The organism is Allobosea sp. GW821-FHT03A12 (assembly GCF_058986765.1).
The window spans coordinates 192,421-205,564 of the sequence record NZ_JBYSVZ010000004.1; the positions used below are offsets into that span (position 1 = coordinate 192,421).

The window sequence follows — 13,144 nt, forward strand, 5'->3', positions numbered from 1 at the left end:
CGCTCACCCTCTCTCGCGCTGCGAGACGGCGCTCGGCTCGCTCGGCTGCTGCGCGCCGTCGCGTGGGCGGCGCCATGGCCGCTTCCAGAACGTCGCGGCAGGCGCGGCGGCTTCGGCGGCGGGCTCGTCGGGGAGCGCTGCCGCGACGGCGGCGATCGTCCGGTTCCGGAAGAAGTCCCGGGCGGCGAGCTTGAGGCCTTCGCGGCGCGCACGGCTGGTAATCTGGAAGATGCTGAGGGAATCGGCGCCGAGGTCGAACAGGTCGTCGTGGACATCGATGTCCTCCCGCCGCAGCACCTCGCTCCAGATGCGGATCAGCGTTTCCTCGACAGGTGTCCGCGGCGCAGCCTTGTCGGCGATCTTTTCGACCTTGGGCGCTGCGCTCTGGGCATCCGGCGTCGGCAGCGCGGCGCGGTCGAGCTTGCCGCTCTGGTTCAGCGGTAGCGCCGGCAGGCTGACCCAGGCAGTCGGGACCATGTAGTCCGGCAGCTCCTGCGCCAGCGCGGTCCGCAATTCGGCTGGCGGAGGAGCGTCCGCACCGGTGACGTAGTAGCAGACCAGTCGCGGCTCACCTGGCACGTCCTCGCGCAGGATCACCGCCGAGACGATGCCGGCCTTGCGGGCGAGCACAGCCTCGATCTCGCCGGGTTCGATCCGGAAGCCGCGCAGCTTCACCTGATGATCGAGCCGCCCGAGATGCACGATGCGTCCGTCGGGGAGGTATTTGGCACGGTCGCCGGTGCGATAGGCCTTCGCGCTCGTGGCGGGATCGACCGGGTTGGCGATGAAACTCCTGGCGGTGAGCTTGGGGTTGTTGGCATAGCCGCGCGCCAGGCCCGTGCCGGCGATCAGCAGTTCACCGGGAATGCCGACGCCGACGGGCTGATTGGTTTCGTCGACGACATAGAACTGCGTATTAGCGATCGGCAGGCCGATGGTGACGACCTCGTCTTCTGCCTGGATGCGGGCGAGGGAGGACCAGATCGTCGTCTCGGTCGGCCCGTACATGTTCCAGAGCTCGCCGCCGCCTTCGAGCAGCTTGCGTGCGAGGTCGAGCGGCAGCGCCTCGCCGCCGCAGAGCATGCGCAGGCCGGGCCGAGAGCGGAAGCCGGCTTCGAGCAGCAGGCGCCAGGTCATCGGCGTCGCCTGCAGCACGTTTGCGCCGCTCTGCTGAAGCCGCGCCAGCAACTCGGCACCATCCTTGGCTTCGTCCGAGGTCGCGATCGCGACGCGGCCGCCCTGGATCAACGGCAGCAGCAATTCCAGCGCGGCGATGTCGAAGGTCACCGTCGTAACGGCGAGCATAGCGTCGGAGCTGGAGAAGCCGGGCTCGCGCGCCATCGCGAACAGCAGGTTCGAGAGCCCGCCATGGCTGACCTCGACGCCTTTCGGCGCACCGGTCGAGCCGGAGGTGTAGATCACGTAGGCGAGCTGATCGGGTGCGATCGCCGCCGTCCGGATCCCGGCGAGGTTCGCCGTGGTCTGGTCGACATCGATCAGCATGACTTTCTCATCCGGCTCGACGATTGCCGGAGCGAGCGGCCCCGCGGCCAGAAGCGCGACGGCCTCGGAATCCCGCAGGATGCGCTGGATGCGCGCCTTCGGCATCACGGGATCGAGCGGCACATAGGGGAAGCCGGCCTTGAGCGCGCCGAGCATGCCGGCGATCAGCGCCGGCGAGCGCTCGATCAAGAGGCCGACGCGGCTTTCAGGGGCGTCGACGCGCGCCGTCAGCTCTGCCGCGATCCGGTCGGCCCAGGCGTTGAGGGCGGCATAGGAGAGTTGCTGATCGCCGCAGGAGACGGCGATCGCCTCGGGCTGCTGCTGGACCTGGCGTTCGAAGGCCTGGATCGTGCCGTCGTCGCTCTGGAGCACGACCTGCGTGTCGTTGATGGCGGAGACGAGGCGCTGGCGCTCGTCGCCCTCGATCAGCGGCATCGCCGCGATGAGCATGTCGGGGTTGGCGACGAAGGCGGCGAGCAGCGTCCGGTAGTGGCCGAGCCAGCGGTCGATCGTCGCCGCGTCGAAGAGATCGGCGCCATAGCAGCAGTCGATCCGCAGGCCATCATCGGACTCGCCGATGTTGAAATAGAGATCGAAGGTCGAGAAGGCCTTGGGGTTGGGCTCGGCGCTGGCTTTGACGCCGGCACCGAAGTCGAGATTACTAGCGAGCCGCTCGAGGTTGAACTGTACCTCGACGAGAGGCAGACGCCCGGAGACCGGCGGGACGCGCAGCCGCTTCAGCAATGCGCCGAGCGTGAAGCTCTGATGGTCGTAGGCGTCGAGGATGACGCGTCCGACCTTGTCGAGATGGGCCGAGAACGGCTCGGCTGGATCGATCCCGCCGCGGATCGGCAGGAAATTGACGCAATGGCCGACGGGCGAGGGGCCTTCGAGCTGCGATTGCCCGGCGGCGGGGACGCCGATGACGAGGTCGCGCTGACCCGAGAGCCGCAACAGCAGCACCTGGAAGCTGGCGAACAGCGTGGCGAATAGTGTCCGCCGGCGCTTTGCGCCCGCCGCCTTCACCTGGCGATAGAGCTCGGCCTCGATGAAGCTGGTGCGCGTGCCGCCATTGAAGCTGCGCGGCGCCTGCCGTGGCCGGTCGGTCGGCAGTTCGAGCGGTGCGGGAAGCTCCGCGAACATCTTGGTCCAATAGGCCGCCGCTTCTTCCGTGCGCGGGTCCTGCCGGGTCGTCGCCGCGTAGCCCGCGAAGGGCATCGCTGCCGGCAGCCCGTCGACGCTGGAGCGATAGGCCGTGGCGATCTCGTCGAGCAGGATGTTGGTCGACCAGCCGTCGCAGACGATATGATGCGCCGACAGGATCAGCACATGCTTATGCTCGCCGAGCCGGATGATCTCGGCTTCGGCCACCGGCCCCTGCACGAGGTCATACGGGCGGTTCGCATAGGCTTCGATCAACGCCTGCAAGGCTGCTTGCGGATCAGGCTCGCCGCGCAGATCGCTGATCGCGACGGGGAATGTCCCCGAAGGTGAAATCTGCATGGTCTCGCCGTCGGCGGAGAAGCGCGCATGGAGGATCGCGTGCCTCGCCGCAACCTGCCTGACGGTTTCGGCAAGGCGCAGCGCATCGATATCGCCGTCGAGCGTCAGGCTGACGGATTCGTTGAAGGCAGCGCTGGCCTCGGGGCCGGTCTGGTCCGACAGCCAGATCTCGGTCTGGGCTTCGGTCAGGGGCAGCTCGATCTCCGACGAAACCGCAGGCGTGTCCGGCGGGAGACTCTCAGCTGCTGTTCCGGGCAGCATGCCGTCCCGGCGCATCAGGGCGAGACTGTCCTCGAAAGCGGCGATGATCGCTGCGATCTCGGCGTCGCCGTGCTGGGTCGTCAGGAAGCAGGGATAGTGCTCCTGGATGAAGATGCCGCGGGCACGCAGATGATAATGCAGCAGGCTGCCGAGGCGATGGTCGCGGCCCGGCTCGAAATAGGCGACGCTGCCATAGCTCTCGATCGGCACGTCCCAGCCGACCCTCGCGAAGGCGCGCCGCAGCGCCTCGACGAGGCCTTGCATGCGCTGGGTCAGGGCGTCGGCCAGCGCCGGCCCCTTCTCCTTGAGATGCCGGAGCACGGCGACCGTCGCCGCCAGCACCAGAGGATGCCTGACGAACGTCCCGGCGAAGAAGGTGACGCCGACCTCGGGCACGCTGTCGTCACCGAAGCGCCAGGCGCCGCCGTCGAGCGCGTCCATGAAGCGCGGGGTGCCCGCCAGGAGGCCGACGGGCAGGCCGCCGCCGACGACTTTGCCATAGGTCGCAAGGTCCGGCTTGATGCCCAGCAGGGCCTGTACGCCGGCGGGATGGACACGGAAGCCGGTGACGACCTCGTCGAGAACCAGCGCCGTGCCGGCTTTCTCGGTGATGGCGCGCAATTCCTTGAGGAAGGCGACGGGCAGGTAGCCCGGCCGGCGGCTCTGCACCGGCTCGACCAGCACGGCGGCGAGCTCATGCGCATGCTCGCGCAGCCAGGAGAGGCTCTCGTCGGTGCCATAGTCCAGGATGGTCATGCGCCCGACGGCCTCGGCCGGAATGCCGGGAGCTGCGGGCACCGAGCGGTGCTGCTCGCCGACGCCGCGGACGAGGACCTCGTCGAACTGGCCGTGATAAGCGCCTGAAAACGCGACGATCCGGTCGCGACCGGTGACGGTGCGGGCGACGCGCATCGCCGCCATCACCGCCTCCGAGCCGGTATTGCAGAAGGCGACGCGGGCATGGCCGGTCAGCTCGCAGAACAGCTTAGAGGCCTCGTGCGCGAGCGGCGATTGCGGCCCGATGGCGAAGCCGTCCGTCAGTTGCGCCTGGACTGCCTCGACGACGAAATCGGGCGCATGGCCGAACGCGGTCTGGCCGTAGCCATTGACGAGGTCGACATAGCTGTTGCCGTCGACATCCCAGATCCGGGCGCCCTTCGCCCGGGCGGAGACGATCGGGTAGACCATCTCCTTCCAGTCGGCGGCGAAGCCGGAGACGGTGCGCGGATCGGCCAGGACCGGGCGATGCTGGTCTGCGAGCCGCTTCGAGGTCGCGGTCTTGCCGACATAGAGCTTGGTCAGCCGGGCGATGTGGGCGCGCTGGGCCTCGGTCAGGCTCTCGTTGCCGGTGCGGATCAGCGGCTTGAACCGCGCTGTCGAGCCGGCCGCGTTCTTTGTCGAGGCTGGGGGGGCAGGCTGGATCTGTACGACCGCCGGAGGCTGCGGCGCAGGTGACGCCTGGAAGGTTGGCGCTGCGGTTGCAGGTGCCAGGGCTGCCGCCTGGCCGTTCAAGGTCTGGAGCTGGCGCTCCATCAGCCGCGACATCACGTCGAGCTGCTCGCGCATCAGCGCATCCAGGCCCGAGCGAACCGGCTGGGCGATGGTGACTGCGGCAACGGGAGCCGGTGTGGCAGGCGTTGGTGCGACGGGCGCCGCTGCCTGAACGACCGCAACCGGCTTCGCCATCTCTTGCGGGCAGAGCTCCGCGATGTGGCGCGTGACGTCGTCGACGCTGGGGAGATCGTCGAGCAGCTGGCGGAAACGGATCTGGACGCCGAAGGCCGTCTGCAGTCCTTGCGCGGCCTGCGTCAGCAGGAGCGAGTCGAAGCCGAGCTCGAGGAAGCTCGCGCCCGTCTCGTCCGCGCCGAAGGGCCGCCCCGACAGGTTCTCGAAGATCGCTGCGACCCGCCCGCCGAGCTCCGAACGGCCCAGGGGGATGTCGGTGTCCGCGGAGGTAGCCATGGTCGGTTCCTGCTCGGGTTGAGTGGGAAGAGGTTGAACGGGGGCAGCCGCAGGCGCGGCCACGAAGGTGGCGGCCGAGGCGGTTGGCGCTTCGACCCAATGCCGGCTGCGTTCGAAGGGATAGGTCGGGAGCGAGACGCGGCGCGGGCGGTCGCCGGCCTGGTAGGCCGACCAGTCCGGCGCGACGCCGGCGGTCCAGAGGCGGCCGAGCGCGGCGGCGAGCATGGCTTCGGCATCGCCCTGCGCATCGGGCAGGCAGGAGATGGCGGCCCGGCCCGCACCAGCACCTTGCAACGCGAAACTGGCCAGTGCGGCGCCGGGTCCCACTTCGAGCAGGATGGGCGAGAGGCTGCGGGCCAGCGTCGCGATGCCGTCGGCAAAGCGCACGGGCTCGCGGGCATGACGCGCCCAATAGGAAGGATCGGTGGTCTGTGCGGCGCTGACCCAGTCGCCGGTCACGCCGGAGATGTAGGGCAGCTCCGGCGCATTGAGGCGAATGGCCGAGACCGCCTCGGTGAACGGCGCGACCAGCGGGTCGATCATGCCGGAGTGGAAGGCGTGCGAGGTCTGCAGGCGGCGATGAGTCGCTCCGCGCTGTGCGAGCTCCGCTTCCAGCGCCTCGATTGCCTCGAACGGTCCGGCGAGCACGCTCATGCCGGGCGCGTTGATCGCCGCCATGCTGACGTCGCCCTTCGCCAGAGCTGCGATCTCGGCGTCGGGCAGGCGCACGGCGAGCATGGCGCCGCCGGGCAGTTCCTGCATCATCCGGCCGCGCCTGGCGACGAGCGAGAGCGCGTCCTCCAGCGAGAACACGCCGGCGAGGCAGGCGGCGGCGAACTCGCCGACGCTGTGGCCGATCATGGCCGATGGCTGCAGGCCCCAGCTCATCAGCAGCTGCGCCAGCGCGTATTCGACCGTGAAGATCGCAGGCTGGGCGAGCAGCGTCGCCGAGAGCCGCTCCGGATCGCCGCCATTGCTCGGATAGAGCAGAGTGCGCAGGTCGAGCCCGAGCTCGGGCTTCAGCAACTCGCAGCACAAATCGACCGTCCGGCGGAAGACAGGCTCGCCGGCATAGAGCTCCCGCGCCATCTGCGGATATTGCGAGCCCTGGCCTGGGAACATGAAGACGAGATCGCCGGCGCCGGTCACGGCCGTGGCGCGCTCGGTGTTCTGCTTGCGCAGGGCTGCGGCAGCCTCGGCGTGATCGCCAGCGACTACCGCAAGACGGTGCGGGAAGGAACGCCGTCCCGCCTGCAAGGTGAAGGCGATGTCGGCGAGGCCTTGCTCGGGATGCGCTTCGAGATGCTCCACCAGCCGGTCCCGCGCCTTGCCAAGTGCCGCTGCGCTGCGGGCCGAGAGCGTCAGGAGTTGGTTGCGGCGGGCCGGCGCTACGGCTTCGCTGGCGGGGGCCTGCTCCAGCACGAGATGGACATTGGTGCCGCCGAATCCGAAGGCGCTGACGCCGGCGCGGCGTGGCCCGTTTTGTCCGGCCCATTCCTGCCTGTGGTCGGCGATGAAGAACGGGCTTTCTGGCAACTCCAGCGCCGGATTCGGCTGCGTGACGTGCAGGCTCGCCGGCAGCACCCCGCTCTTCACCGCGAGCGCGGCCTTGATCAGCCCGGTGACCCCGGCGGCGGCGTCGAGATGGCCGACATTCGATTTGATCGAGCCGAGCGCGCAGAAGCCGCGGTCCTCGGTCGTCAGGCGGAAGGCGGCGGTGAGGCCGGCGACCTCGATCGGGTCGCCCATCGGCGTGCCGGTGCCGTGGCATTCGACATAGCCGATCGAGCGCGCGTCGACGTCGGCGGCGGCATGCGCCATCGCGATCGCCGCGGCCTGGCCGTCGACGCTCGGCGCGGTGAAGCCGACCTTGCCGGCGCCGTCATTGTTGACGCCGACGCCGCGGATGACGGCGTAGATCTGGTCGCGATCGGCGACCGCGTCCTCCAGCCGCTTCAGGACGACCAGGCCGGCGCCGCTGCCGAAGATCGTGCCGCTGGCTCCGGCGTCGAACGGACGGCAATGACCGTCGGTCGAGACGATGCCGCCCTCCTGGGCGAGGTAGCCGCGCCGTTGCGGGAAGGTGATCGAGACGCCGCCCGCCAGGGCCATGTCGCAGCCATGGCAGAGCAGGTTCTGCACGGCCTGGGCGACGGCGAGCAGCGAGGTCGAGCAGGCGGACTGGACGGCGACGCAGGGGCCGGTGAGGCCGAGCTTGTAGCCGACCCGCGTCGCGGTGAAATCCGCGGCCGAGCCGACCAGCAGCGGCAGGTTGCCGATCTGGAAGCCCGAGGTGTAGTCGGCGATCGCCGCGCGGTCGCGCAGCAGGTTCTGCAGCAGATAGGTGCTGGAGGTAGCGCCGGCGAAGACGCCGATGCACTGGCCGGGTGCGGCGGGGTCGTAGCCGGCATCCTCGAGCGCTTCCCAGGCGCATTCCAGCAGCAGGCGCTGCTGCGGATCGGTGAGCGCGGCCTCGCGCGGCATCATGCCGAAGAATGGCGCATCGAATTGATCGACGCCGTCGAGGACGGGCTTCGCCGAAACGAAGTTCGGGAGCGCGCGGGTTGCTGCGTCGAAGCCGTCCTCGAGTTCGGCGGATTCGAACCTGGTAATGGATTCCACGCCGGCCAAGAGATTCCGCCAGAGCGTGCCTACGGTCGGTGCACCGGGGAAGCGGCCGGCGAGGCCGATGATCGCGACGGCGCGCTCGGGGAGGGGGTCAGTCATGCGAGCCGCCTAGTGACGCGCTTTCGGGGAAGGATGCAGGGACGCCGCGTGAGCGCAGGCCGCGTTCGCGTGCCGCAGCGAGGCTGCCGAGCACGCCGGGCTTCTGAGGCGTCAGGTGGCCGGCCAGCGCCCGCACATTCGGGTAGCGGTAGAGGTCGACGAGAGCGAACCACGGCAGATCGTGGACGAGACGCCGGTGAAGTTCGGCGACGAGCAGCGAATTGCCGCCGAGATCGAAGAAGTTGTCGTCGATGCCGACGATGTCGATCTGGAAGACATCGGCGACGGCGTCCGCAAACCGCCGCTCCTGCGCAGTGCGGGGCGCCGCATAGGGCGCGGCGGTTTCCGGGCGTGCGCGGCCGGGCGCCGGCAACGCGGTGCGGTCGAGCTTGCCGTTCACCGTCAGCGGGATATCGGGCACGAAGACGAAGGCGGCCGGCACCATATGCGCTGGCAAGCTCTCACCGAGATGGGTCTTCAGCGCCGTGGGTGAGGGACGGTCCGCGCCATCGGCCACGAGATAGCCGACGAGCCGCTCGTTCCCGTCATCTGAGCGGAGCAACACCGCGGCCTGCCCGATGCCGGGATGGGCCATCAGCGCGGTCTCGATCTCGCCGAGCTCGACGCGGAAGCCACGGATCTTCACCTGCTGGTCGGCTCGGCCGAAATATTCGTAGTCGTCATCCTCGACCTGGCGGGCGAGGTCGCCGGAGCGGTAGAGCCGGGCGCCGGGCTTGTCCGGATGCGGCACGAAGCGCGCGGCGTTGAGCTCGGGCCGGTTCAGATAGCCGCGGGCAAGTCCGGCTCCCGCGACGAAGATTTCGCCGATCTCGCCGCGCGGCACCGGGCGCATGGTCTCGCCGTCGAGCAGCAGGAGCTCGAGGTCGGGGATCGGCCGCCCGATCAGGCTCGATCGCTGTTCCGCATCTGCGGGGGAGAGCGCACGATAGGTGACATGCACCGTCGTCTCCGTGATCCCGTACATGTTGACGAGACGGGCATGCTCGCCGCGGCGCTGGTACCAGCCGGCGAGGCGGCGCGGATCGAGCGCTTCGCCGCCGAAGATCACCAGCCGCAAGGAGAGCTGGTCGCGCCCGGCGCGGTCGTTGTCGGCGCGGTCGAGGGCAGCGAAGGCCGACGGTGTCTGGTTGAGCACCGTGACGCCTTCGTCGGCGAGGAGGCGCAAAAAAGCGGCGGGGTCCCGTGTCGTGCTCTCCGGCACGATCACGAGACGCCCGCCGTGAAGCAGCGCCCCCCAGATCTCCCAGACCGAGAAGTCGAACGAGACGGAGTGGAACAGGGTCCAGACATCGCTGGGCCGGAAGCCGAACCAGCCATCCGTCGCACTGAACAGCCGCGTCACGGCGGCATGCTCGATGGCGACGCCTTTCGGCTTGCCGGTCGAGCCCGAGGTGTAGATCACATAGGCGAGGTCGCTGGCCGCAGCCGCGCGCCGCGTCGGCGAAGCTGCCGCCCTGGCGTCTTCGGCCGGATGCGGATCGATCCGTTGCCGGCCTGGCGGCAGCCAGTCGGCATGGTCGGATGCGATGATGATCGCGGCGTCGGCATCCTCGACCATGAAGGCGAGGCGCTCGCCGGGATAGGCCGGGTCGAGCGGCAGATAGGCGGCGCCGCTCTTCAGGATCGCGACCAGCGCGACGATCAGGTCGAGCGAGCGCGGCAGGCAGAGCCCGACCATCGCGCCAGGGCGGGCGCCCATCGCGGTCAGCTGCTCGGCCAGCCGTTCGGCGCGCGCATCGAGCTCGCCATAGGAGAGGTGGGCCGAGCCGAAGGAGAGTGCGACGGCGCGCGGCCGGGCGGCGACTTGCGCGGCGAAGAGATCGACCAGGGTCGCCGGCGTGGAGGGCGCGGTTCGTGGCATCTCTCGCCGGGCGACTTGCGGGCGGGCGGCTCCGGGAAGTTCGGGAGCGGCGGACGCCCGAGGCCGGCGACGACGCGGGACCTGGCGGGCGGTTGTGCTGTCGATGCTCTGTGTCATGCAGGGAAGGCTATGCGCCAAGCCCGCGCGACGACATTGGAGCAGTTGGAGTAACGCCATCTTCCCATGGGGGAGGTGCGCCATGCGCGGATGACACAAGTCGGGTGTGCTCAGCCGGGTGAAGCAGCCTCAAAGGGGTGTGATGCGGGGGCAGGGCTTCAGGAGCCCAGCCGGAAGTAGAGCCCCGAATAGGTCTCGACATGGCACTCCGGATGGAAGGGCACATCGAGGCTGCGCGGCTTCTCCCAGGAATCCACCAGCTCATAGCCGAGGGCGAGCAGGCCATCGATGAAGCCGGCGCGCGCCGGCACGCTGTAGGGGCAGAACGAGACCTCGCCCGTTCGCGTGATCACGGACTGGATCGTCACGAACGAGTGCCGCATGTGGAGCGGCGTACGCTGGACGATCAGATGCCGGGGAGGCTTCGGCCAGGCCTTCAGCTTCTCGTGCAGATGGTTCTCCGGCAGGTACTGCAGCGAGCCCGCTGCGAGCAGGATGTCCATGCCGCAGCCGTCATCGACACCGTTGGTGAAGCGCAGGCGCGGTGTCGGCTGCCCAGCGGCGAGCGCCTCTCCGGCCCGGGTGATGTGCGGCAGATCGAAGACGCTCCAGCGGAACTCGTCGGGGAAGGCGAGATAACGGTCGTATTGGCGGAAGGCGTGTCCGACATAGCCGCCGAGGTCGAGCAGTGTCCGGGCGCCTTCGTCGAGTGCGGCGCGCAGCCAGAACAGTACCGGATACTCGGTCGCCGGCATCGGCTCGATGCCGCCGGCCATGGTGGTGTAATGGCCGATGTCCGCCATCGCATCATGATCGAAGCCGGCAAGGCCGGTCGGCAGCGCGCGCTCTGCCGCTTCGAAGCCGGCAAACCTGCCGCTGTAGCCGCAGTGGTACTTGCCGGCACGAAAGCGGGCTTCATAGAGCCGCCGGCGTAACTGGGCGATGCCGGGCCAGTGGGCGGAGGCCGTGCGGGCCGTCAGGCGCAGGCTCTGTTTCCATGTGGCGCTGGCGGACATCGCTCAGGCCTCGCCGGCACGTTTCGCCTCGGGGCGAGCGCTCGGTTTCATCGGGGTTGCCTTGCCGTGCGGCGAAACCTCTGCCGTGCCAGCCCGCTCGGGCCGCGGCGCGAAACCCAGCAGCCTGGCGGCAGGCGCGGCGAAGAGCACGGTGAGGACGAGCAGGAGCAGGGCGAGGCTCGCTCGCAAGCGGGAGGGGACGGGCGCGCTGCTCGAAACGGGTGCCGCGGAGGGCAGGGGCTGCGCCGCCTGGTTCGGAGCCGGCCGGGGCGGTGCCCGACGAGGCTGGGCGCCGAACACCGCCTTGGTCAGTTCCGCGCCGCCATCGTCCACCGCAAGCCAATGCTTGGCAAAGGCGGAGTTCCGGACCGCCGGAAGCGCGGGGGCGGTGCGTGCGCCGCTGCCATCGTCCCGGTTGTGCTTCTCCGAACTCGTCAAGGATGCCTCCGTCTTGGCCAAGGGAGTGCTTCCTCCCCAGTCGCCTCCTCGATATCGCCCGACCAATGAGCGGGATCGCGTTTGACCGCGTAGTCGACCGTTGCCCTGGCAGGCATGGCAGCGCGACCGGGGCGCCGCGACAGGGTCATTGCTGGCTGGCGAGGCCCGTGAGCTGGCGCGCCGGTGTCTTGGCCGCCTCTCCGGGAAGTGAACTCTCTGCAGCGCGTGTCTTCGGAGCCACCTGGACGATGTCGCCGGGTTGCAGAGTCGTTTCGAAATTCGCCTGGATCGTCACCGGCGACAGGCCGGCCTGTCGCGTGATCCTGATGTCCCAATCCGCCGCCGCGCCGGAGCCTTGGCTGGCCACCAGCCTGCGGCGCCGGCTTTCGGAAATCTCGCGCGCGGTCGGCAGGCTGCGCTCGACCTCGAGGATCTTCTGCCGCGTCTCCTGCAATTCGAGCACGACGCGGCGCATATAGGTCGTGTCGAGCTCGCGCAGTCGCAGAGTCAGCTCGCCGAGCGCCGTCTCGCTCTTGGCCAGCTCCGCCCGCAGGCGCGCCGCTTCGCCCTGCGTGCGGGCATAGTCGCGTTCGCGCTCGACCTGGACGGTGCGCAGGCCGTGGCCGGTCGTCGCCAGCTTGTTGTATTCGCTGGATTGCTCACGCGTCAGCTCGACCTGCCGCTCGACCAGTCGGGACTGCTCGGTCAGGGCCGCCTTTTCGGATTGGAGCCGCGCGACCTGCTGGCTCAGCAATTCGCGCTCGCCCTCGCGCGCCCGGCGCTGGAAGTCGAGGATCTCCTGTTCGCCGGCCAGGATCTGGGCGCTGCCTGCGCTGCGTGCATCGGGCACGAGCTGCTTCACGCCGTCGCGCTCGGCTTCCAGCCTCTGGCGTCGTGCCGTCAGCGTCTGGAGGGAGGCGTTGAGCAACTGCTCGCGCTCGTCGGCGAGCAGGAGCTCGGATTTGAGGACGGCGATCGATTCATCGCCCACCCGATAGCCGCCGGCCAGTGCGACCGCAGCGAGAACGTTGAGCCCGTGCCGGAAGGGATAGGTCCCCGGCGAGCGCACCTCGCCCATGATGTAGACCGGCTTCAGCTCGGCGACCCGCAGGCTGACCACGGCATCGCGCAGATAACCGTCCATCAGCGCGCTACGGATCCGCGCTTCCGCTTCCGGCGCCGAGAGCCCGGCGATCCTGATCCGCCCCGCCAGCGGCATGTTGACCGCGCCCGAGCCGTCGAGGACGAAATCGCCGGAAAGGTCGCTCTGCCCGAAGACCGAGATCGTGACCTTGTCGCCGATCGAGAGCGTATCGGCCGCCTCGCGCTCGGCCGCCGCGGTGGTCGCGATCAGAAGGAGCGCCCAAGCCATCAGCGCCAAAGCGAGCGCCCAAAGTCGATGCGGCCGCGGCGGCTGGGCCAAGACCAGGGCGCGCGAGGCAAGGTGAGATTTCCGGGGGTGGATTGAGGTGTCCAAAGCCGGCTCCGACCGTCTTGCCCACAGAGGGGCGATGGGATCGGGGGCAGGATGTCAGGGCGGGGCCGCTTTCCGCATTGGCATTCGGGCCAAGGCGCGTCGCTACCGGATTAATCCCATAGGCGAGCGCGGCTGCCATCCTCGGGCCGGGGCGGCGTCGGCGTCGCGTGGGAAGTAGCCCTTCCTTGTTCGCGCCGGGGCGTTCTCGCTCCCAAAGCGTCCTTTGAGAAGGCGGCGCTTGCGGCAAAGCTTTGGCTC

General features: G+C 69.3%; 5 protein-coding genes. All 5 read right to left on the minus strand.

Annotated elements, in window-relative coordinates; genetic code table 11:
- Window positions 1-3: 3 nt before the first annotated feature.
- The 5 genes from AC3WLC_RS15210 to AC3WLC_RS15230 all read right to left on the minus strand — a co-directional run bounded on the left by AC3WLC_RS15210 (window position 4) and on the right by AC3WLC_RS15230 (window position 12,781).
- Window positions 4-7,956 carry a hybrid non-ribosomal peptide synthetase/type I polyketide synthase gene (locus AC3WLC_RS15210; protein WP_493684773.1) on the minus strand — a complete coding sequence of 2,651 codons (7,953 nt, stop codon included), beginning with the start codon at window positions 7,954-7,956 and terminating at the stop codon, window positions 4-6.
- A complete protein-coding gene (locus AC3WLC_RS15215; RefSeq protein WP_493684774.1) occupies window positions 7,949-9,838 on the minus strand; it encodes an amino acid adenylation domain-containing protein in 1,890 nt (629 codons plus the stop codon). The genes AC3WLC_RS15210 and AC3WLC_RS15215 overlap by 8 nt, the downstream gene beginning before the upstream one ends.
- 275 nt (window positions 9,839-10,113) lie before the next feature.
- Entirely contained in the window at window positions 10,114-10,971 is an 858-nt protein-coding gene (locus AC3WLC_RS15220; protein ID WP_493684775.1) for a methyltransferase, TIGR04325 family, read from the minus strand.
- A 3-nt stretch (window positions 10,972-10,974) separates the two neighbouring features.
- Window positions 10,975-11,430 (minus strand): hypothetical protein, encoded by a 456-nt coding sequence (locus AC3WLC_RS15225; RefSeq protein ID WP_493684776.1) that lies wholly within the window; start codon window positions 11,428-11,430, stop codon window positions 10,975-10,977.
- Between the two features lie 124 nt (window positions 11,431-11,554).
- Window positions 11,555-12,781 carry a polysaccharide biosynthesis/export family protein gene (locus AC3WLC_RS15230; RefSeq protein ID WP_493684777.1) on the minus strand — a complete coding sequence of 409 codons (1,227 nt, stop codon included), beginning with the start codon at window positions 12,779-12,781 and terminating at the stop codon, window positions 11,555-11,557.
- Window positions 12,782-13,144 lie beyond the last annotated feature (363 nt).

Excerpts from the sequence above, each read along its gene's own strand:
- AC3WLC_RS15230 (WP_493684777.1), bottom strand. The coding sequence starts at position 12,781 with ATGGCTTGGGCGCTCCTTCTGATCGCGACCACCGCGGCGGCCGAGCGC.
- AC3WLC_RS15220 (WP_493684775.1), bottom strand. The coding sequence starts at position 10,971 with ATGTCCGCCAGCGCCACATGGAAACAGAGCCTGCGCCTGACGGCCCGC.
- AC3WLC_RS15210 (WP_493684773.1), bottom strand. The coding sequence starts at position 7,956 with ATGACTGACCCCCTCCCCGAGCGCGCCGTCGCGATCATCGGCCTCGCC.
- AC3WLC_RS15215 (WP_493684774.1), bottom strand. The coding sequence starts at position 9,838 with ATGCCACGAACCGCGCCCTCCACGCCGGCGACCCTGGTCGATCTCTTC.